The sequence below is a fragment of the Brevundimonas sp. genome (assembly GCF_041648115.1).
GTDB lineage: Bacteria > Pseudomonadota > Alphaproteobacteria > Caulobacterales > Caulobacteraceae > Brevundimonas.
Map to the genome: position 1 here is coordinate 174,278 of NZ_JBAZPR010000002.1, position 21,352 is coordinate 195,629.

The window sequence follows — 21,352 nt, forward strand, 5'->3', positions numbered from 1 at the left end:
ACTCCGCTTTGTCGATCCTCCCCCGCATCGCGGGGGAGGGGGACCGCCGTCAGGCGGTGGAGGGGGCGGAACCAGGCAGGGGTGAGCGGGGTCGCTCCCTCCACCACTTCGTGGTCCCCCTCCCCCGTTCGCAAGCGCTCACGGGGGAGGATCGATCGGTCCTATTCCTGCGCCGGCGTGTCCATCAGGCGGCGCGACAGATAGGTGTATTCCAGCGCCAGGCGACGCGCGGTCTCGCGCAGGTTCGCCCCGGCCGCATGGCCGCCGTCGACGTTCTCGTAGAACAGGACCGGATAGCCCAGTTCCTCAAGCCGCGCCGCCGCCTTGCGGGCATGGCCCGGATGGACGCGGTCGTCCTTGGTCGAGGTGTGGATGAAGACTTCCGGGTAGGGCTGACCCGCACGCAGGTTCTGATAGGGCGAATATTGCTCGATCCAGGCGCGCTGTTCGAGGATGTCCGGGTTGCCGTATTCGCCGATCCACGAGGCGCCGGCCAGCAGCTTGTGGAAGCGCAGCATGTCGAACAGGGGCACCTGGATGACGGCCGCATTGATCAGATCCGGCCGCTGGGTCAGCATCGCGCCCATGAACAGGCCGCCTTGCGAGCCACCCATGATGCCCAGCTTGGGCTGGCTGGTGATGTCGCGGGCGATCAGGTCCAGGGCCACGGCCTGGAAATCCTCGTGCGCCCGCTGGCGGTTCTGTTGCAGGGCCGCCTCGTGCCAGCGAGGGCCGAACTCGCCGCCGCCGCGCGTATTGGCGATGACATAGACGCCGCCGCGCTCCAGCCACAGCTTGCCGACCGTGGCCGAATAGCCGGGCAGCAGCGAGCTTTCGAACCCGCCATAGCCGTACAGCAGGGTCGGGTTCGAGCCGTCCAGTGGCATGTCGGCCTTATGGACCACGAAATAGGGGATCATCGTCCCGTCGGCCGAGCGGGCCTCGTGCTGGTCCACCGTCATGCCGGCAGCGTCGAACTTGGCCGGCATGGACTTGACCTGATCGACTGCGCCTGTGGCGGCGTCGGCCAGCCACAGGCTGGACGGGTTCAGATAGCCGGTGACGCTGACGAAAACCTTGTCGTCCTTCTCGGAGGCCGAGCCGATGCCGACCGAGACGTTCTGCGGCAGGTCCAGGGTCGTGTGCGCCCATTCTCCATCACCCGGCGTATAGACCCGCACCGAACCCCGCACATTGTCATAGAGGGCCACGACCAGCCGGTTGCGCGTGACGTTGACGCCCTCGATCGCCTGACGCTCGGTCGGGCGCAGCACCAGTTGGGCCGGGGTCGCCGGATCGGCCAGCCAGGCCTCAAGGGGCCAGGCGATCAGGTCGCCGGTCTTGAAGTCCTGGCCCGACGGCGCGGTCCAGTCCTGTTTCAGCGACACCAGAAGCTGGCCCTGAACCAGGCCGGTGATGTCCGACTTGGCCGGCAGCTGTAGCTGCGTCAGGGCGCCGTCGTCGGTCAGGCGCCAGGTCTCGGACGAATAGAAGTCCACCGAACGGTTGATCAGCGTCGCCTTCACCACGCCGTCGGCGTCGCGCAGCGTATAGCCGGACACCGAGACGTCGGTCGGCTTGCCGGTGAACAGGGTCTCGGCCTGATCCAACGCCTGACCGCGTGTCATCCGCTTGACCACCATCGGATAGCCCGAGTCCGTCAGGGTTCCGGGACCGAAGTCGCGCGAGATCAGCAGAGTGTCCTTGTCGATCCACGACGCGCCGCCCTTGGATTCCGGCAGGACGATGCCGCCCTCGACGAACTTGCGCTCGACGCTGTCGAACTCGCGCAGGGTCACCGCGTCCTTGCCGCCGTTCGACAGGCTGAGCAGGCAATAACGCTCCTCGGGCGCCAGGCAGGTCGCGCCCTTGTAGACCCAGTTCTGGCCCTCGGCTGCGGCCAGGGCGTCGACGTCCAGGATGGTCTGCCATTCCGGCGTCGCGGTGCGATAGCTGTCCAGCGTCGTCCGGCGCCAGATGCCGCGCACGTGCTGGGCGTCCTGCCAGAAGTTATCGATATGGCCGTCGTGGGTGAAGCCGGGCGAGGGGATGCGGTCCTGGGCCTGGACGATCTCCAGCGCCTGCTGGTGCAGCGGTTCGTAGCGCGCATCGCCCTGCAGCACGGCGAAGGTGCGTTCGTTGTGGGCCTTGACCCATTCCATCGCCCGCTCGCCCTCGACCTCCTCCAGCCACAGATAGGGATCGGTCGCGTCGCTGGTCGCGAAACCGCCCGGAGCCGGAGAAGGAGCGGATGCGGAAGACTCGTCAGGAGTATGGGCCATGGATACCGAGGTCAGGCTGGTGGAGGCGAGAAGGGCCGCGAGCGCGACGGCGGAATAACGGATCATGGACAGTCCCCGAAAACGACGCCGGCACCTTAGCGGCGGCGCGGTCGGCGGCAAGTCGTGCGACCTTACCGTTTTGTCACACCGGCCTCAGTCCTCGTCTTCTATGCACAGCAGGTTGCCGCAGGCCTTGCAGTGCACTGCATCCTGATCGTGGGTCTGAAGCCCGCAGGCCTCGCACGGATAGCGGACCTTGTGCGGCTTGATCAGGGCCTGGGCCAGACGCAGGAACAGGGTGATGCCCACCAGCATGATGGCGATGGACAAGAGCTTGCCCAGCGACCCCGGCAGGGTCACGTCGCCGAAGCCCGTCGTCGTCAGGGTCGCCACGGTGAAATAGAGGGCGTCGATATAGCCAGCGATCCCGTCATGCCCCAGGAAGGTCGCATAGACGAAGCCCGTCGTGACGAAGACGAAGGTGACCAGGCTGGACAGGGCGCGCACGATCCCCTCGACCCGCGTATCGTCGAACCGGGCCCCGATGGTGCGCCAGAAGAAATCCGAGTTCAGCACCGTCCACAACCGCAGCAGCCGCAGGAAACCCAGATTGAACAGCCAGGCGGGGAACAGCAGGGTGGCCAGGATGAACAGGTCCATCCAGACGATGGGCCGCTTCAGCCAATCCCTGATGTCCGAATAGGCATAGGCCCGCGCGGCAAGATCCGCCGCCAGGATCGTCGCCACCAGATAGTCCAGCGCATAGAAGGCCCAGCCCATGTTCTTCAGTATCGGCGAGGCCAGGAAGAAGGCGATGATGGCGAAATCGACGGCGATCACGGTCAACCGGAACTTCACCGCCGCCGGCTGGCTGCCGTGATACAGGTATCGCAGTCGGGCGCGCAGGCGCAGGCTGTCGTCCTTCGGGTCGGTTTCGGTCTGGGACACGCTGGTTTCCGGGACGCAGGGATAGGCCTATATGGCCTGCATGACCCGTCCTTTCGTCAAGATGAACGGCGCCGGCAATGACTTCGTCGTCGTCAATGCGCTGGAACAGCCGTTCGCTCCCAATGAGGATGAGATTCGCGCCTTGGGCGACCGCGCGACGGGCGAAGGCTTCGATCAGTTGATCTCCATCGAACGGTCGGAAACGGCCGACGCCTTCATGCGGGTCTGGAACGCCGACGGCTCGATGGTCGAGACCTGCGGCAACGCCCTGCGCTGCGTCGGCTGGCTGTTGATGCAGGCCAATGGCGCGGACCGCGTCGTCATCGATACGGCAGGCGGCCCGACCACCGCCACGCGCGCCGGCGACCACCGCGTGACGGTGGATATGGGCAAGCCCCGCCTGGACTGGACCCAGGTGCCGCTGGCCGAGGAGATGGACACGCGCGGCATCGAGCTTCAGGTCGGTCCCATCGATGCGCCGATCCTGCACACGCCGGGCGCAGTCTCGATGGGCAATCCGCACGTCGTCTTCTTCACCGACCGTCAGGACGACGTCTTCGTGACCGGATCAGGCTCGCTGATCGAGCATCACCCGCTGTTTCCGCAAGGGGTCAATGTCGGCTTCGCGAATGTGCTGGACTGCGATCACATCCGCCTGCGGGTCTGGGAGCGTGGGGCCGGGCTGACGAAAGCCTGCGGCACCGGCGCCTGCGCCGCCCTGGTCGCCACGGCCCGGCGCGGCCTGACCGACCGCAAGGCGACCGTGGTCGTGGACGGCGGCGAACTGGTCATCGATTGGGATGCCGAGAACGATCACGTCCTGATGACCGGGCCGGTCGAGATCGAGCGCACGGGCATGCTGTCGATCTGACGACTTGACGTTGACGCCAGCGTCAAGCCTCTCGGCTGATTGCCAGGCTTCCTCCGCGTCAAGGGTTGGCGCGGCCGTTCCCACACTCTAGGACACGAAGGGTTACAGCCCCGACGACGCCCTGGACGACCGATGCCCGATCAAACCGAAAAACAGACCTTCTCCGATCAGGAAGCCCTCGACTTCCACCGCATCCCGACGCCGGGCAAGATCTCCATGGCGCCGACCAAGCCGATGGCGACCCAGCGCGACCTGTCGCTGGCCTATTCGCCGGGTGTGGCCGTGCCGGTGCTGGCCATCGCCGCCGATGCGGACAAGGCCTATGATTACACGGCCAAGGGCAATCTGGTCGCCGTGATCTCGAACGGCACCGCCATCCTCGGCCTGGGCAACCTTGGCCACATGGCTTCCAAGCCGGTGATGGAGGGCAAGTCGGTCCTGTTCAAACGGTTCGCCGACGTCGACAGTTTCGACGTCGAGGTCAAGACGACCGACCCGGACGAGTTCATCACCGTCGTCAAGAACATCGGCGACACCTGGGGCGGCATCAATCTGGAGGACATCAAGTCCCCGGAATGTTTCGTCATCGAAAGCGAGCTTCAGGACCTGCTGGACATCCCGGTATTCCACGACGACCAGCACGGCACGGCCATCATCTCGACCGCCGGCCTGATCAACGCCTGCCACGTCGCGGGCAAGAAGCTGGACGAGGTCAAGGTCGTGCTGGCGGGCGCCGGGGCGGCGGGCCTGTCCTCCATCGCCCTGATGAAGGCGGCGGGCGTCAAGGCCGAGAACACCGTGATCTGCGACCGCGACGGCGTGGTCTATCAGGGCCGCGAACACGGCATGGACCAGTGGAAGGCCGCCCACGCGACCGACACGCCGCTGCGCACGCTCGCGGAAGCCATGGTCGGCGCCGACGTGGTGCTGGGCCTGTCGGCCAAGGGCGCGATCACCAAGGAGATGGTGGCCTCCATGGCCCCCAATCCGATCATCTTCGCCATGGCCAACCCCGATCCCGAGATCACGCCCGAGGACGTCCAGTCGGTGCGTTCTGACGCCATCATCGCCACCGGCCGCTCGGACTATGTGAACCAGGTCAACAACGTCCTGGCCTTCCCCTATCTGTTCCGGGGCGCGCTGGACGTGCGCGCGCGCCGCGTGAACCATGAGATGAAGATCGCCTGCGCCCAGGCCCTGGCCGCGCTGGCGCGCGAGGACGTGCCGGACGAGGTCGCCGCCGCCTATCGCGGGCGCAAGTTGAAGTTCGGGCCGGACTACATCATCCCGACCCCGTTCGACCCACGCCTGATCTGGTACATCCCGCCCTTCATCGCCCAGGCGGCGATGGATACCGGTGTGGCCCGCGTCCAGATCGAGGACATGGACGCCTATCGCAACGCCCTGCGCTCGCGCGTCGATCCGTCCGCCGCCCTGATGCAGAAGATCAGCTCGGCCGTGCGCGGCGGGCCGAACAAGCGCGTCGTCTTCGCCGAAGGCGAGGAGCCGGCCGTCATCCGCGCCGCCTGGGGCTTCAAACAGGCCGACCTGGGCACGCCGATCCTGGTCGGGCGCGAGGACCTGATCCGTCAGAACGCCGCAGAGGCGGGGCTGAACTTCGACGAACTGGGCATCGAGATCACCAACGCCCGCGTCTCCGAACACAATGTCGAGGACACCGACTGGCTGTACGAGAAGCTGCAACGCCGTGGCTATCTGCGCCGCGACGTTGCGCGGATGATCAACCAGGACCGCAACTATTTCGCCGCCACCCTGGTCGCCAAGGGCCGGGCCGACGCCATGGTCGCGGGTGTGACCCGCAACTTCAACATGGCGCTGAAAGAGGTCGGACGCGTTCTGGACGTCGAGGACACCTTGATCGGCCTGTCGATCCTGTTGGCCAAGGGTCGCACCCTGTTCGTCGCCGACACCACCATCCACGAACTGCCCAACGCCGAGGAACTGGCCGACATCGCCGTCAAGGCGGCCGAGACGGTGCGCAAGCTGGGCCGCAATCCGCGCGTGGCCTTCCTGTCCTATTCCACCTTCGGCAATCCGCCCGGCGACCGCGCCGAGAAGGTGCGCGAGGCCATCCGCATCCTGGACAAGAAAGGCGTCGATTTCGAATACGAGGGCGAAATGCCGCCGGAAGTCGCCCTGGATCCCAAGGGTCACTCGGCCTACGCCTTCAACCGCCTGACCAAGCCGGCCAACATCCTGGTCATGCCCGCCATCCATTCGGCCGCCATCTCGACCAAGCTGGTCCAGGCCCTGGGCGGCGCGACCGTCATCGGCCCGCTGCTGGTCGGTCTGGAGAAGCCGGTTCAGATCGTGTCGCTGGGCGCCTCGGTCAGCGAGATCATCACGGCCGCCACCTTCGCCGCCTATGACGCCGGTCCCGCCTTCCAGGGGTCGGGCCTGACCTCGGCGCCGCGTCCCCCGGCGGCCGTGGTCGAACGTTGAGCGAAGCCTCGCCCTTTCCACCTGCCGCCCCGCCGCCCCGGCGGGTGGAGCCGGGCCTCTATCTGGTCGCCACCCCGATCGGGAACCTGCGCGACATCACCCTGAGGGCGCTGGACGTTCTGGCCGCCGCCGACCTGGTGCTGGCCGAGGACACCCGCGTGACCGCCAAACTTCTGGCGGCCTATGGGCTGAAGGCCAAGCTGGAACGCTGCGACGACCACGCGTCCGGTCGCGCCGCCGAACAGGCCATCGCCCGCCTGCGCGAGGGTCAGGTCGTCGCCCTGGTGTCGGACGCGGGCACGCCGCTGGTCAGCGATCCCGGCTTCGTCGTCGCCCGTGCGGTGATCGCCGAAGGCTTGCCCCTCCATCCTATCCCCGGCCCGTCCAGCCTGCTGGCGGCCCTGTGCATCGCCGGCCTGCCCGCCGACCGGGTGCTGTTCGCCGGCTTCCTGCCGCCCAAGTCCGCCGGTCGCACCGCCGCGCTGGAGGCGCTGAAAGGTCAGCGCCAGACTTTGGTCTTCTTCGAAAGCGGGCCGCGCCTGAAGGACAGCCTGACCGACATGGCCGCCGTGCTGGGCCCGCGCCCCGCCGCCGTGGCCCGCGAGCTGACCAAGCTTTATGAAGAGTGCGTGCGCGGAACGCTGGACGAACTGGCTGTCGATCCGCGCCTGGACGGGCCTAAGGGCGAGATCGTCGTGGTCGTCGGCCCCGGCGAAGAGGTTCAGGCGACCGAGGCCGATGCGGACGCCGCCCTGATCGACGCCTTGCAGACCCTGTCCACCGGCGACGCGGCCTCGGAGGTCGCCAAGGCCCTGGGGCTGAACCGCAAGATCCTCTATCGCCGCGCGCTGGAGCTGAAGGGCAAGTGAAGCGGCTGCCTCGCCCCGCGCCGGTCCGTCGTCCCAAGGCGGCGTGGCGTCAGGCGAAGGGCGGAGCGGCGTTCAAGGCGGGCCATGCCGCTGAATGGATCGCAGCCCTGTGGCTGATGCTGCGCGGCTATCGGGTGCTGGGCTTTCGGCTCAAAAGCCGGGCCGGCGAGATCGACCTACTGGTCTGTCGCGGGCCGGTGCTGGCCGTGGTCGAGGTCAAGCGCCGTTCGACGATGGAGGCGGCGATGCTGGCCCTGAAGCCTGATCAGCATGACCGGCTGATCGCGGCAGGCGAGGCGATCCGGCGCAATCGACCCGGCCTGCAACGTCTTGATTTGAGAATTGATATGGTGGCGCTGGCTCCCTGGCGCGTTCCACGTCATCTTCGCGGCGTCGAAAGGCGCTGACGAAGGGATCGCATGACGCGCGAGGAGGCCGAGGCCATCCTGACCGCCGCCGGTCAGGCCGAGGACGACGCCTTCCCCCTGCTGGAGGCCGCGATCGCCTGCGCGATCCACGACCAGCCCTTGCGTGATCCCGAGCCCGTGCGCGCCCTGGCCCGCAACGCCTGCGAACGGCTGAAGGAGCGGATCGGCGGCGAAGGCCCCGACGAGGCCCTGTCCGAGACCCTGTGCGCGGACCTTCGGCTGAACGGCGACCTGATCCATTTCGATCATCCCGGAAACACCGACATCATCGCGGTGGCCGAGCGGCGGCGCGGCCTGTCCGCCGCCCTGGCCATCTTCTATCTGCATGCGGCGCGGGAGGCCGGGATCACGGCGGCGGGCGTGGACTTCCCCGGCCATTTCATGATCCGTGTCGAGACGCCGGAAGGCCCCGTGGCGCTGGACCCGTTCAGCCAAGGGCGGCTGATCCTGCCCAGCGAGCTGACCCGCCGTGCGCTTCGCGCCGGACTGATGCCGCACGTCGCGGATCGGCTGGACATCCTGATGGCGCCGGTGACGGATCGACAGTCCCTGATCCGGCTTCAGAACGTCCTGTTCAGCCGCGCCATTCGCGGCCGGGACTATGAGGCCGCAGAACGCTCTGCCCTGCGCCGCGCCCTGCTGGACCCCGAGGACCACCGGCCCTGGCTCGACGTCGCCTCGGCGCGCGAGAAACAGGGGGCGTTGGCCGGTTCGTTGCAAGCCCTATCCCGCGCCCACGGCCTCGACGGGGTGGAAGAAGCGCGGCGGTTCACGACGTTCGAACGCGTCCGGATGCAGTTGAATTGAGCAAAGATTTCTCCCTCCCCGCTCCGGGGAGGGTCGTCGCGCCAGCGACGGGGTGGGGGCGACCCGGCAGGGACGCACCTGCGTGATACAGAACAGGTTTGTGGGGGACGTCGCCTTGCCGCCCCCACCCGACCTCGCTTCGCTCGGCCACCCTCCCCGGACGGGGAGGGAGAGGCGCTCAGACGGCCTCACCTTTTAGAAGCTTCGGCAGGTCGCCCGTCGCGCCGCCGGCCTCCTGCATGAAGGCGCGGCGCAACGGGCCGATCCGATTGACCGCCGCCATGCCCAGGTCGCGCGCCAGGCGCACCGGCGCGATGTCGTTGGAGAACAGCCGCACGAAGGCGTCGAAGCCCGCCGCCAGGGCCGCATTGTCGAACCGGCGCCAACGGGCGTAGCGCTCCAGCACCGTCTCGGCGCCCAGATCTTCGCCCAGGCGTGCAGCCTCGGACAGAACCTCGGCCAGGGCGGCGGCGTCCTTCAGGCCCATGTTCAGCCCCTGGCCCGCGACAGGGTGAACCCCGTGCGCCGCATCGCCGATCAGGGCGATGCGCGGGGCAATCAGTGTCTCGGCCAGGCTGAGCGCCAGCGGATAGACGAAGCGCGGCCCCTCGACCGTCGCTCCATCCAGAAACTCGCCGAACCGCCGCATCAGATGGGCGTGGAAGGCCTCGTCCGAGGCGTCGCGCAGGGCCTCGCCCCGCCGCGTCGTCTCGGTCCAGACCAGGCTGGCGCGCTGATCGGTCAGGGGCAGGATGGCGAAGGGGCCGCTGGGCAGGAAATATTCGTGGGCGACATTGCCGTGGTCGCGACCCAGCCGCACCGTGGCCACCACGCCGCTCTGGCCATAGCCCCAGCCGACGGTCTCGATCCCGGCGGCGCGGCGCACGGTCGAGCCCCGGCCCTCGGCGCCGACGACCAGCGGCGTGATCAGCGTCGATCCATCGGCCAGGGTCACGGTCGCCTTGCCCGCATCGGTCTCGACCCTGGCGACGGTCGCCGGCGCCCGGACCTCGATCCCCGCGCGCGTGACGGCCTCGGCTAAAGCGACCCGGATGCGGCGGTTCTCGACCATATATCCCAGCGGCTCGCCCCCGGTGCGGCCGCCGATCTCGTCGGCGTCGAAGCGCAGGAAGGCCGGCGAGGCCTTGCGGCTGGCCGCGCCCGGCCGGCGTCCGTCCGTCACCAGAATATGGTCCATCCGACAGGCGTGCGGCCGCAGACTTTCGCCCAGACCCAGGGCGTCCAGCATGCGGAAGGTGGAAAAGGCCACGGCCGTCGAACGCCCGTCGAACGTCGGCGCCATCTGGACGCTGAACGGCTGCGGATCGATCATGACGACCTTCAACCCGCCCTGCGCCGCCGCCAGGGCGAACGCCGCCCCGGTCAACCCCGCGCCGGCGATGACGATGTCGTAACGTTCGGTGTCAGCCATGACAGGCTTGTCGCGCCGCCGACGCCAAAGGTCCAGAGGGCGGTTTGTCCGTCGCCAAGGTCAAGCTGGTAAATAGGCCCTTAACCCTGAGGGTGCGACAAGGGCGGTCGAACGTCAGCCGCCAGGAAGGTTCGCCCCTTCATGTCCACCGCCCTCGTCGTTGGCCGTCAGGCCTGGATCAGCGCCCGCATCCTGTGGGACGCGCCCTTTGTCGTGCGGTTCAGGGGGGTGCTTCAGGCTCTTTTGGCGACCCTGCTGCTGGTCGCCCTGGTGTCGTGGAATCCGGCGGACGCCAGTCTGAATGCAGCCTCCAGCCTGCCGACGACCAACTGGCTGGGGGCGAACGGCGCCCTGTTCGCCGATCTGTTCATGCAGTCGCTGGGCCTCGCCGCCTGGCCCGCCGCCCTGCTTCTGGTCGCCTTCGGCCTGGCGCGCGCGGTCGGCGATGCAATCCAGCAAAGGCTCAAGCCCACGCCGCTGAAGGCCCTGGCCGCGACCGGCGGAACGCTGCTGCTGTCCAGCGCCCTGGCGGCGCTGGCCGCGCCCGCCGCCTGGCCCCTGGCGGCCGGTCTCGGCGGCCTGTGGGGCGATGCGGTCACGGGTCTGGCGGCGCGCGGGATCGGCGCCCTGCATATTCCCGGCGGACGGATCATCGCAGGCGTCATCTTCCTGATCGCGGGGCTGTGGCTGGTCGGTTTCGCCATCGGCCTGCGCGCCATGGATTTCATCGACGCCCTGCATTGGGGCAAGTCTCTGCGCCCGGCCGCCGCACCCCGTGCTGCGGCCCAGCCTGCCCGCGAAAAGGTGCCGGCCAAGGCCCGCACGCCCCGCGCCGCGCCCCCGCCCGAGGAGGCGCCGCAAGCCGCGCCCGCAGATGCGCCGCAGACCGCCTATGACGACCTGCCGCCATGGGAGGACGACACCGTCCAGCCCGAACCGCGCCCATCGGCCGCCCGCCCGGTCGAGCCGCGCGTCGCCGCGGTCAAGGCGCCGAAGGCCCGCAAGGACGACGTGGACCAGCAGGCCTTCGACTTCGTGCGGCCCGAGGGCGATTTCGACCTGCCGCCGCTGGGCATACTGACCAAGCCCCCCCAGCGCGTGGGCGCGATCGACGAGGATTCGCTGAAGCAGAACGCCAAGATGCTGGAAGGCGTGCTTCAGGAGTTCGGCGTGCGCGGCGTGATCGACCAGATCCGTCCCGGCCCCGTTGTCACCCTGTACGAACTGGTCCCCGCGCCGGGCGTGAAGCACGGCCGCGTCGTGGCCCTGGCTGACGACATCGCGCGGTCCATGTCCGCCCGTGCCTGCCGCATTTCTGTGGTCCAGGGCCGCAATGCTATCGGCATCGAACTGCCCAACGCCAAGCGCGAGACGGTCTACCTGCGCGACCTGCTGTCCAGCGCCGAATACGACAAGAAGGGCCACCTGTTGCCGCTCGCCCTGGGCGAGACCATCGGCGGCGAGCCCTATGTCGCCGACCTGGCGCGGATGCCCCACCTGCTGATCGCGGGCACCACCGGCTCGGGCAAGTCGGTCGGGGTCAACGCCATGATCCTGTCGATCCTGTATCGCCACAGCCCGGCCGAATGCCGCTTCATCATGATCGACCCCAAGATGCTGGAGCTGTCGGTCTATGACGGCATTCCGCACCTGCTGGCGCCGGTCGTCACCGATCCGAAGAAGGCCGTCGTCGCCCTGAAATGGACGGTGCGGGAGATGGAGGATCGCTATCGCCGCATGTCCAAGCTGGGCGTGCGCAACATCGCCAGCTACAACGAGCGCGCCCGCGAGGCCCAGGCCAAGGGCGAGCATTTCGAGCGCACGGTCCAGACCGGCTTCGACGAGCAGGGCCGCCCCGTTTACGAGTCCGAGAAGATCCGTCCCGAGCCCCTGCCCTTCCTGGTCGTGGTCATGGACGAAATGGCCGACCTGATGCTGGTCGCCGGCAAGGACGTCGAAGGCGCCGTCCAGCGTCTGGCCCAGATGGCGCGGGCCGCCGGCATCCACCTGATCATGGCCACGCAACGCCCGTCGGTCGATGTCATCACCGGCACCATCAAGGCCAACTTCCCGACGCGGATATCCTTCCAGGTCACGTCCAAGATCGACAGCCGCACCATCCTGGGCGAACAGGGCGGCGAACAGCTGCTGGGTCAGGGCGACATGCTCTATATGGCCGGCGGCGGGCGCATCACCCGCCTGCACGGCCCCTTCGTCGACGACAAGGAAGTCGAGGACGTCTGCAAACACCTGAAGGCTCAGGCCGAGCCCGACTATCTCGACCTGATAACCGACGAACCGGACGGCGACGCGGATGGCGCTGTGGACGAAGGCGGCGGTGGTTCTGGCGACGACCTCTACGACCGCGCGGTCGCCGTCGTCACCCGCGACCGTAAGGCCTCGACCTCCTACGTCCAGCGCCGTCTCCAGATCGGCTACAACCGCGCCGCCTCCCTGATCGAGCGGATGGAGCAGGAAGGCGTGGTCAGCCCCGCCAACCACGCCGGCAAGCGCGACGTGCTGGCCGGCCCGCCGCCGATGGTGTGATGGGCAGACCTTAGACTTTCCCTCCCCCTGCGGGGGAGGGTGGTCGAGCCGTAGGCGAGACCGGGTGGGGGCGGCAGGGCGAACCCCGCTCACCCGTCTGTCGTCAGGTCGGTACGGCCTTGCCGGCCGCCCCCACCCGGTCGCTTCGCGACCACCCTCCCCGGAGCGGGGAGGGAAAAGATCGCGCGCAACCCTAAGCGCGCGTGTCCGTTCTCCACCCCGCTATCTCTCCCAAGCTTCAGCATTTCGATGAACAGGGCTTCATCGCAGCGCCGGAATATGGTCAGGCTCGCGTCATTCCGACGCCAAGCCGACCGGGCAAGACGGCAGGATCGACAACCATCCCGAACGGGAGACGGACTTCATGACCTCCAAGACGCTCGCCATCGCTCCGACCGACCTTCAGCGCCGCAGCCTGCTGCTGGGCGCGGGCCTGCTGACCGGGTTCGCCGCTCTGGGCGTGTTCGACGCCGCCCAGGCCCAATCCAACCTGTCGGCCGAAGACCGCGCGGTGGTTCAGCAGGCGCAGGGCTATCTGCAGGCCCTGACCTCGGCGCAGGGGACTTTCACCGAGACAGGTCCGGGCGGCCAGACCCGCCAAGGACGGTTCTATCTGCAGCGTCCGGGCAAGATGCGGTTCGAATACACCAGCCCTGCCGGGCTGCTGGTCGTGTCGGACGGCTATAACGTCAAACGCTACGACCCGCGCCTGAACACCTTCCAGCAGGTGCCGCTGGGCCGCACGCCGCTGTCCACCTTCCTGGCGCGCAACGTCCGTCTGGACCAGGGCGTGCGCATCGAGCGCGTGACGCGAATGGCGTCCGGCGCCTTCGCCATCACTGCGCGCGACGCCAACCGTCCGAACGACGGACAGGTGATCCTGGCCTTCGCCGGCAATCCGATGCGCCTGCAGGAATGGACCATCACCGATCCGCAAGGGGCGCGCACCCGCACCCAGCTGACCGCCTTGCAGCCGGCGTCGAACCTGTCGGCGCGACTGTTCCAGCTGACCGACCCGACGCGTCGTCCCGGCCGAAACTAAGGCCCTGAGGGGCGGGTGACCATTCCTCAACCCCTGTTCCTCTAGACTGGCCGCATGAGCGCGACCGCCCCGCCATCGCTGAAATGGATCGTGGCGGTCGGTGTCGGCGCCTTCGCCCTGTTCATGCTGGGCGCGCTGGTGGTGGAGCCGGCGGTGCATCACCTGATCGAACCGGCGGATGACCCTGCGCCGCATCGCCCGGCCGGCCGCGTCGAGGTCGGGGACGCGGTATTGGCCGGCCGATACGCCACGGCCGGATCGACGCTGGTGGTCGAGATCGAGGGCGGCGCGCTTTCGATCGACAACGGCGGGACGCTGAAGTCCGAGCCGCATCGCCTGGTCCCCGCGGATCAGAAGGCCAGCGTCTCCACGCTCTTCGCCGGCGCCATGACCGTGCCGATCCAGGCCCAGATCGAGATCCGTCGCGTTACGGCCGAAGAGGACACCCGGCTTTGCGCGGGTCATCCCGTCGGCTGGCTGGCGCTGGCGGTGCGGCGCGACGGCTTCGTCATGATGCCGGTCCGACAGGGGCCGCCGCCGGGCGCCCTGACGCCCGATGATCGGCTTTGCACCGTTCTGGACCTGAGCCGATGATGCGAGGGCTGGTGCTGGCGGCCCTGATCGGGGCAATCGTCGCGCTGCTGACCTGGACGAAACCAGGCGATGCGAAGCTTTCCGGTGCGCCAGACATCGTCGTCGTTCAGGTGCTCGACAACGGGTTCCACACCGATCTGGTCGTGCCGCGCGAGGCGCTGGTGCGACGTGGCGGCCCTCTGGCGCGCGTCGTCGCGGGGCTGGCGCCCGGCGACTGGATTCTGGTCGGCTGGGGCGACGCCCGGTTCTATGTAGACCAGAGCCCGATCTCAGACCGGCTGCCCGACGGCGCCCGCGCCTTCTTCCGCCCCGGCAACCCTTCCGTCGTGATGCTGGATCCCGTGGCTGCCGATCCACGCCTCAGCTATGGCGAGGACAGCGCCACCCTGACCCTGACGCGCGCCCGGTTCGACCGCCTGGCCGCCCGCGTGGAGGCGTCGCTGGACCTGTCGGACGGCGCGCCCCGCATCGCAGCAGCCCGCCCCAGCGACGATGCGCGCTTCTTCGCCAGTCGCGAGACCTTTTCCATCCTGCACCTGTGCAACCACTGGACGGCCGGGGTGCTGAACGCCGGCGGGGTTCCTGTCCGCCCGGTCCAGTCGATCACTTCGGCCGAGGTGATGCGGTCGGTGCGCGCGGTCGAACGGGAGCGAAAACTGGACATGAGGCCGTCGCGAGACTAGACCGCCCGACTTTCGCTTATCCGGTCGGGTCCGAGCCCCGGCGGGCGAACAAGAAGGAGAGGCCGATGGCCCACAAGCAATTTACCCGCAGTTCCTCCAGCGCCAGCCCGGCAGGAAAAGCGCCAAGCCAGCGCCAGTTGCGCGCCGGCGAGCTGATCCGTCACGCCCTGGTCGATATCCTGCGCGAGGAGGATATCCGCGACGAGGCCCTGGCCGACGTGTCGATCACCGTGACCGAGGTGCGTCTGTCGCCGGACCTGAAACACGCCACCTGTTTCGTCGAACCCCTGGGCGCCGGCGTCGAGGCCGCTGCGACCAACGGCCATGAGAGCGAGATCATCAAGGCCCTGAACGTCCACGCCAAGTTCATCCGTGGTCAGCTGGGCCGGCGGCTGGACATGAAGTTCACGCCCGACCTGAAGTTCCGCCACGACGAGAGCTTCGGCGCCGCCAACCACATGGACAAGCTGTTCGCCGATCCGCGCATCCAGGCCGACCTGGCGGCCCGCGACGACGAGGTTGAAGACTGATGCTGGCGATCCTCCCCCGATGGGGGAGGATTTAGATGGCCCGCAAAAAGAAGGGCGACATCGTCGATGGTTGGGTCTGCCTGGACAAGCCGTTCGAGATGGGATCGACCGAAGCGGTCAGCCGCATCCGCCGCCTGTTCAACGCCCAGAAGGCCGGTCACGCCGGGACGCTGGACCCGCTGGCCAGCGGCATCCTGCCCATCGCGCTGGGCGAGGCGACCAAGACCGTGCCGATGATGATGGAGGCGCAGAAGGTCTATCGCTTCACCATCAACTGGGGCGTCTCGACCGACAGCGTGGACCGCGAGGGCGAGATCATCGGCCGCTCCGACGTGCGGCCGACCGTCGATCAGGTCAAGGCCGCCCTGCCGGCCTTCGTTGGCGAGATCGACCAGACGCCGCCACGCTTTTCCGCGATCAAGGTGGACGGCGCGCGCGCCTATGACCTGGCCCGCGACGGGGTGGAGTTCGAGCTGCAGGCGCGGCGCGTGACCATATATTCGGCCGAGGTGTCGGATGCACCGGACGCCGATCATGTCGAACTGACCATCCGCACCGGCAAGGGCGTCTATGTGCGGTCGATGGCGCGCGACCTGGCCGTCGTGCTGGGCGCCGAGGGTCATGTCAGCGCCTTGCGGCGCGAACTGGTCGGGCCGTTCAGTACGGAAAACGCCGTCACTCTGGATTCTCTGGAGGAAATGGTGCATAGGGGCGCCGCCTCGGAAGGCTTGCTTGCCGTTGCGACCGCCCTGGACGACATCCCGGAGCTGGCCGTGACGGAACAGGACGCCTTCTCGCTTCGGCAGGGACGCCCGATCGTTCTGCTCCCCCGTCAGGTGGAAACCCTCAAGGACCGTCTTCGCGACGGTTCGCGCACGGTTTCAGCCTTTCAGGGCCAGACCCTCGTCGCACTCTGTCAGTTGCGGGCCGGCCGGTTAGAACCCGACCGCGTTTTCAACCTCTAGGCCCGCGCCATCCGGCAAGGGCCGAGACCCCACGGCCTTAAGTCGCGCGAAAGCGCAGTAGGCCAAGAAAGGACTCTACGATGTCGGTTACTGCTGAACGCAAGCACGAGATCATCGCCGATAACGCCCGCACCGCTGGCGACACCGGCTCGGCCGAGGTTCAGGTCGCGATCCTGTCGGAACGCATCGCCAACCTTACCGAACACTTCAAGACCCACAAGAAGGACAACCACTCGCGTCGTGGCCTTCTGAAGATGGTGTCGCAACGTCGCCGCCTGCTCGACCACCTCACCAAGGTCGACGCCGATCGCTACCAAGCGCTCATCGCCAAGCTGGGCCTGCGCCGCTAAGGCGTCGGATCAGTGTAGAATACGCTTTCGAGGCGCGGACGGTCACGTCCGCGCCTCGTTGTGCGACTAGAGACTGCCGCGCGCCGCGGAATTTGCCGGCGCAGATGCGAGGGCCATGCCGGCTCTCAATCGGGTCTTCCGCGATGGCGCGGCGACCCCCGGAGCCGAGGACTGAACGCCCGACGCATCCACCCCCAATGATGGGACCCCGCGCGGAATACGCCGTCCGGGATACGAAAGACGAAATATGTTCGACATCAAACGCAAGACGATCGACTGGGCCGGCCGCCCGCTGACCCTGGAAACCGGCCGCATCGCCCGCCAGGCCGACGGCGCCGTGCTGGCGACCTACGGCGAGACCGTGGTTCTGGCCACCGTCGTCTATGGCCGCTCGCCCAAGCCCGGCCTGGATTTCTTCCCCCTGACGGTCAACTACCAGGAAAAGACCTTCGCCGCCGGCAAGATCCCGGGTGGCTACTTCAAGCGTGAAGGCCGTCCGACCGAGAAGGAAACCCTGGTTTCCCGCCTGATCGACCGTCCGATCCGCCCGCTGTTCGTCAAGGGCTTCAAGAACGAGACCCAGGTCGTCGTGACCGTGCTGCAGCACGACATGGAGAACGATCCGGACATCGTCGGCCTGGTCGCCGCCTCGGCCGCCCTGACCATCTCGGGCGTGCCCTTCATGGGCCCCATCGGCGCCGCACGCGTCGGCCTGATCGACGGCGAGCTGGTGCTGAACCCGCACATCGACCTGATCGCGACTTCGGACCTCGACCTGGTGGTCGCCGGCACCCAGGACGCCCTGATGATGGTCGAATCCGAAGCCAAGGAGCTGTCGGAAGAGAAGATGCTGGAAGCCCTGATGTTCGCGCACGCGGGCATGCAGCCGGTGATCGACGCCATCATCGAACTGGCCGAACACGCCGCCAAGGAGCCCTTCGACTTCCAGGCCGAAGATCACTCGGGCGTCGTCGCCTCGATCAAGTCGCTGGTCGGCGAGGACATCAAGGCCGCCTACACCCACGCCGGCAAGTATGATCGTCGCTCGGGCGTCGACGCCGCCAAGAAGACCGCCGCCGCCAAGCTGGTGAAGACCGACGAAAACCCGGACGGCGTCGACGGCTCCAAGTTCTCGGCCGCCTTCAAGGAATGTGAAGCCGAGGTTCTGCGTCGCGACATCATCGAGAACGCACACCGCGTCGACGGCCGCGCCCTCGACAAGGTCCGCGCCATCGTGTCGGAAGTCGGCGTCCTGCCGCGCACCCATGGTTCGGCCCTGTTCACGCGCGGGGAAACCCAGGCCCTGGTCGTCGCCACGCTCGGCACCGGCGAGGACGAACAGTACATCGACAGCCTGTCGGGCACCTACAAAGAGAGCTTCCTGCTGCATTACAACTTCCCTCCCTATTCGGTGGGTGAAGCTGGCCGCATGGGTTCGCCCGGCCGTCGCGAGATCGGTCACGGCAAGCTGGCCTGGCGCGCGGTTCGTCCGATGCTGCCGAGCAAGGAAGACTTCCCCTACACCATCCGTCTGGTCTCCGAGATCACCGAGTCGAACGGCTCGTCCTCGATGGCTACGGTCTGCGGCGCTTCGCTGGCTCTGATGGACGCGGGCGTTCCGCTGATCCGTCCGGTCTCGGGCATCGCCATGGGCCTGATCCTGGAGCCGTCGGGCGAGTTCGCCATCCTGTCGGACATCCTGGGTGACGAAGATCACCTGGGCGACATGGACTTCAAGGTCGCCGGCACGTCGGAAGGCATCACCAGCCTTCAGATGGACATCAAGGTCGCCGGCATCACCAAGGAGATCATGAAGCAGGCTCTGACGCAGGCCTCGGCCGGTCGCCTCCACATCCTGGACGAGATGTCCAAGGCCATGGACGCGCCGCGCACCGAACTGGGCGAGCACGCTCCCAAGATCGAAACGGTCAAGATCCCGGTCGACAAGATCCGTGAAGTGATCGGTTCGGGCGGCAAGGTCATCCGCGAGATTGTCGAGAAGACGGGCGCCAAGATCGACATCGGCGATGACGGCACCATCAAGGTCGCCGCCAACGACCAGGAGAAGATCGACGCCGCCAAGGCCTGGATCCAGTCCATCGCCTCGGAGCCGGAAGTCGGCACCATCTACTCGGGCAAGGTCGTCAAGGTCGTCGATTTCGGCGCCTTCGTGAACTTCTTCGGCGCCAAGGACGGCCTGGTCCACGTGTCCCAGATCGCTCTGGAACGCGTCGCCAACCCGGCCGACGTCCTGTCGGAAGGCCAGGAAGTGAAGGTCAAGTTCCTGGGCTTCGACGATCGCGGCAAGACCAAGCTGTCGATGAAGATCGTCGACCAGACCACCGGTGAAGACCTGACCGACAAGATCAACGCCGAACGCGCCGAGCGTGGCGAAGAGCCTCTGTCGGACGACACCGGCGGCCGTCCGAAGCGTGACGGCGGTGATCGCGGTGGCGATCGCGGACGTCGTCGCCGCGACTAAGCGACCGCGTATCCAGGACTGATGAGGCCCGGCGGAGCGATCCGCCGGGCCTTTTTCTTTGGCGGCCCCCGAGGCCTGTCTGGAATTTCACTTGCCGCCCCGGCCCATGCGGTCTCCATTGCCGCATCCAAATTTCGAGGGGCCGCTCCATGTTCGATCGTCGTCGTCTTCTTCAGTCCGCCGCACTGGGCGCCGGCCTCGTCGCCGTCGGAGGTCCGGCCTTCGCCCGCCAGGGCGCAGCGCAGGGCGACGCCGCCGCCCAGCTCAAGACCTTCATGGACGCCACGTTCGAGCAGACGCTGGACATGAGCCCCGAGGTCGTCACCATGTTCGGCCTGGACAAGGGCGACCGCGCCGCCGCCAAGTCCAAGCTGACCGCGCCCACCCGTGCGGAGGAGGACGACCAGCGCGCCTTCGTCCGTCGCCAGCGCGCCGAACTGGCCCGCATCGACCGCACCAAGCTGGATGCGCGAAATCTCAACTACTACGACAGCCTGGCCCAGAATCTGGACGGGATCATCGCCACCTACGACATCCCCTACGGCCAGGGCGGCTGGCCCAATCCGTACCGGGTCAGCCAGCAGGGCGGCGCCTATCAGTCCACGCCCGACTTCCTGGCCAACCAGCACACGATAGAAACTGCGGCCGACGCTGACGCCTATGTCGCGCGCGTCAACGCCTTCGCCGACGTGCTGCTGGCCGAGACGGACCGGGTCCGGGAAGAATACGCCCTCGGCGTCGTGCCGCCGGACTTCATCCTGGCCAAGGCGATCCGCCAGCAGGACGGCGTCCTGGCGACCCCGGCGGCGACCTCGCCCTTGACGAAATCGGTGGTGGATCGCGCGCGCGAAAAGGGGCTGACCGGCGACTGGGGCGCCCAGGTCGAACGGCTGGTGACCGAGCGGGTCTATCCGGCCCTGGCGGCCCAGAACGCTGTGCTGAAAGCCGCCCTGCCGAACGCCGTCCACGAGGGTTCGGTGCGCCGATTGCCGAAGGGCGAGGAATATTATGCCAACAGCCTGCGCTACATCACCACGACCCGGCTGACGGCGGACGAGATCCACCGCACCGGCGTCGAACAGATGGCCGAGCTGTCGGCGCGCGCCGATGTGCTGCTGAAGGCACAAGGGTTGACGCAGGGCTCGGTCGCCGAGCGGATCAAGGCCCTGGGGGACGATCCCAAATACGTCTACGCCAACACCGACGCGGGCAAGGCCGAGCTGATCGACAAGCTGAACGCCCAGATGGCGGACATGCAGGCGCGGCTGCCTAACGCTTTCGGGCGCCTGCCCAAGGCCAAGGTCGAGATCAAGCGTGTGCCGCCTGAAATCGAGGCCGGCGCGCCGATGGGCTACTACAACTCGCCCAGCCTGGATGGGACGCGGCCCGGAATCTACTGGATCAATCTGAAGGACACGGCGGAATGGCCGTCCTGGACCCTGCCGACCCTGACCTATCACGAGGCCACGCCGGGCCACCATCTGCAGATCAGCCTGCAACAGGAGAGCCCATCCGCGCCCCTGCTGATGAACCTGTTGGGCTTCTCCAGCTATGTCGAGGGCTGGGGCCTGTACGCCGAACAGCTGGCCGACGAACTGGGCGCCTATGAGAACGATCCGGTGGGTCAGATTGGCTACCTCCAGTCGCTGATGTTCCGCGCCGCACGCCTGGTGGTCGACACCGGCATCCATTCCAAGGGCTGGAGCCGCGAACAGGGCATCCGCTACATGATGGAGGCCTATGGCGATCAGGAGGGGGCGGCGACGTCCGAGGTCGAACGCTATTGCGGCTGGCCGGGCCAGGCCTGCGCCTACAAGGTCGGGCACAACGAATGGGTCCGTCTGCGCGAAAAGGCCAAGACGAGCCTGGGCGCGAAGTTCGACATCAAGGGCTTCCACGACACGGCCCTGGCCGCCGGCGGCGTGCCGCTGTCGGTGCTGGAGCGGATCGTGGACGGCTGGGTCGCGACCCAGGCCTGATTGCCCCGGCCGCGCCGGGCCTACGTCAAAGACAAGCAGGGACCGCGTCGGCGCGGCGTGGTCCCGTCACCGAGAGTTCA

The 21,352-nt window shown here is 67.6% G+C and carries 17 protein-coding genes; 14 read left to right on the plus strand and 3 right to left on the minus strand.

Translation table 11 applies throughout. The annotated features are described in order from the left end of the window. Window positions 1-161: 161 nt before the first annotated feature. Both WC597_RS02325 and WC597_RS02330 read right to left on the minus strand, forming a co-directional pair. The gene (locus WC597_RS02325; protein ID WP_372691581.1) at window positions 162-2,348 is read right to left on the minus strand and encodes a prolyl oligopeptidase family protein; all 2,187 of its coding nucleotides are present in this window, start codon (window positions 2,346-2,348) and stop codon (window positions 162-164) included. Window positions 2,349-2,435: 87 nt separating this feature from the next. Then, a complete protein-coding gene (locus tag WC597_RS02330; RefSeq protein WP_372691582.1) occupies window positions 2,436-3,230 on the minus strand; it encodes a potassium channel family protein in 795 nt (264 codons plus the stop codon). A 40-nt stretch (window positions 3,231-3,270) separates the two neighbouring features. On the opposite strand from WC597_RS02330, the gene dapF reads away from it, so the two are divergent. From dapF to WC597_RS02355, 5 genes are all read left to right on the plus strand, one after another. Then, window positions 3,271-4,101: a diaminopimelate epimerase gene (gene dapF, locus WC597_RS02335; protein ID WP_372691743.1), complete on the plus strand. Its 831-nt coding sequence runs from the start codon at window positions 3,271-3,273 to the stop codon at window positions 4,099-4,101. 132 nt (window positions 4,102-4,233) lie between these two features. Then, a complete protein-coding gene (locus WC597_RS02340; RefSeq protein ID WP_372691584.1) occupies window positions 4,234-6,564 on the plus strand; it encodes an NADP-dependent malic enzyme in 2,331 nt (776 codons plus the stop codon). Further along, the gene (rsmI, locus tag WC597_RS02345) at window positions 6,561-7,433 is read left to right on the plus strand and encodes a 16S rRNA (cytidine(1402)-2'-O)-methyltransferase (RefSeq protein ID WP_372691586.1); all 873 of its coding nucleotides are present in this window, start codon (window positions 6,561-6,563) and stop codon (window positions 7,431-7,433) included. The genes WC597_RS02340 and rsmI overlap by 4 nt, the downstream gene beginning before the upstream one ends. After that, entirely contained in the window at window positions 7,430-7,840 is a 411-nt protein-coding gene (locus WC597_RS02350; protein ID WP_372691587.1) for a YraN family protein, read from the plus strand. Before rsmI ends, WC597_RS02350 begins: the two co-directional genes overlap by 4 nt. Window positions 7,841-7,852: 12 nt before the next feature. Beyond that, window positions 7,853-8,668, plus strand: a complete 816-nt coding sequence (locus WC597_RS02355; protein ID WP_372691588.1) for a SirB1 family protein — start codon at window positions 7,853-7,855, stop codon at window positions 8,666-8,668. A 178-nt stretch (window positions 8,669-8,846) separates the two neighbouring features. Here WC597_RS02355 and WC597_RS02360 read toward each other — a convergent pair whose 3' ends face one another. Further along, window positions 8,847-10,100: a UbiH/UbiF/VisC/COQ6 family ubiquinone biosynthesis hydroxylase gene (locus tag WC597_RS02360; RefSeq protein ID WP_372691590.1), complete on the minus strand. Its 1,254-nt coding sequence runs from the start codon at window positions 10,098-10,100 to the stop codon at window positions 8,847-8,849. Window positions 10,101-10,241: 141 nt separating this feature from the next. Between WC597_RS02360 and WC597_RS02365 the strand changes: the two genes are divergently transcribed. The 9 genes from WC597_RS02365 to WC597_RS02405 all read left to right on the plus strand — a co-directional run bounded on the left by WC597_RS02365 (window position 10,242) and on the right by WC597_RS02405 (window position 21,272). Next, window positions 10,242-12,647, plus strand: coding sequence for a DNA translocase FtsK 4TM domain-containing protein (locus WC597_RS02365; protein ID WP_372691591.1), 2,406 nt, complete (start codon window positions 10,242-10,244; stop codon window positions 12,645-12,647). A gap of 364 nt (window positions 12,648-13,011) precedes the next feature. Next, window positions 13,012-13,689, plus strand: coding sequence for an outer membrane lipoprotein carrier protein LolA (locus WC597_RS02370; RefSeq protein ID WP_372691592.1), 678 nt, complete (start codon window positions 13,012-13,014; stop codon window positions 13,687-13,689). A 54-nt stretch (window positions 13,690-13,743) separates the two neighbouring features. Further along, window positions 13,744-14,283 carry a hypothetical protein gene (locus tag WC597_RS02375; RefSeq protein ID WP_372691593.1) on the plus strand — a complete coding sequence of 180 codons (540 nt, stop codon included), beginning with the start codon at window positions 13,744-13,746 and terminating at the stop codon, window positions 14,281-14,283. After that, window positions 14,280-14,966: a DUF2459 domain-containing protein gene (locus WC597_RS02380; protein WP_372691594.1), complete on the plus strand. Its 687-nt coding sequence runs from the start codon at window positions 14,280-14,282 to the stop codon at window positions 14,964-14,966. The genes WC597_RS02375 and WC597_RS02380 overlap by 4 nt, the downstream gene beginning before the upstream one ends. A 65-nt stretch (window positions 14,967-15,031) precedes the next feature. Further along, the gene (gene rbfA, locus WC597_RS02385; RefSeq protein ID WP_372691595.1) at window positions 15,032-15,496 is read left to right on the plus strand and encodes a 30S ribosome-binding factor RbfA; all 465 of its coding nucleotides are present in this window, start codon (window positions 15,032-15,034) and stop codon (window positions 15,494-15,496) included. 35 nt (window positions 15,497-15,531) lie between these two features. Continuing rightward, window positions 15,532-16,461, plus strand: a complete 930-nt coding sequence (truB, locus tag WC597_RS02390) for a tRNA pseudouridine(55) synthase TruB (RefSeq protein ID WP_372691596.1) — start codon at window positions 15,532-15,534, stop codon at window positions 16,459-16,461. Between the two features lie 80 nt (window positions 16,462-16,541). Next, window positions 16,542-16,811: a 30S ribosomal protein S15 gene (gene rpsO, locus WC597_RS02395; RefSeq protein WP_135194257.1), complete on the plus strand. Its 270-nt coding sequence runs from the start codon at window positions 16,542-16,544 to the stop codon at window positions 16,809-16,811. A gap of 247 nt (window positions 16,812-17,058) precedes the next feature. Continuing rightward, window positions 17,059-19,293: a polyribonucleotide nucleotidyltransferase gene (gene pnp, locus WC597_RS02400; protein ID WP_372691597.1), complete on the plus strand. Its 2,235-nt coding sequence runs from the start codon at window positions 17,059-17,061 to the stop codon at window positions 19,291-19,293. Window positions 19,294-19,442: 149 nt separating this feature from the next. After that, on the plus strand, window positions 19,443-21,272 hold the full coding sequence (locus WC597_RS02405; RefSeq protein WP_372691598.1) for a DUF885 family protein: 1,830 nt from the start codon (window positions 19,443-19,445) through the stop codon (window positions 21,270-21,272). Window positions 21,273-21,352 lie beyond the last annotated feature (80 nt).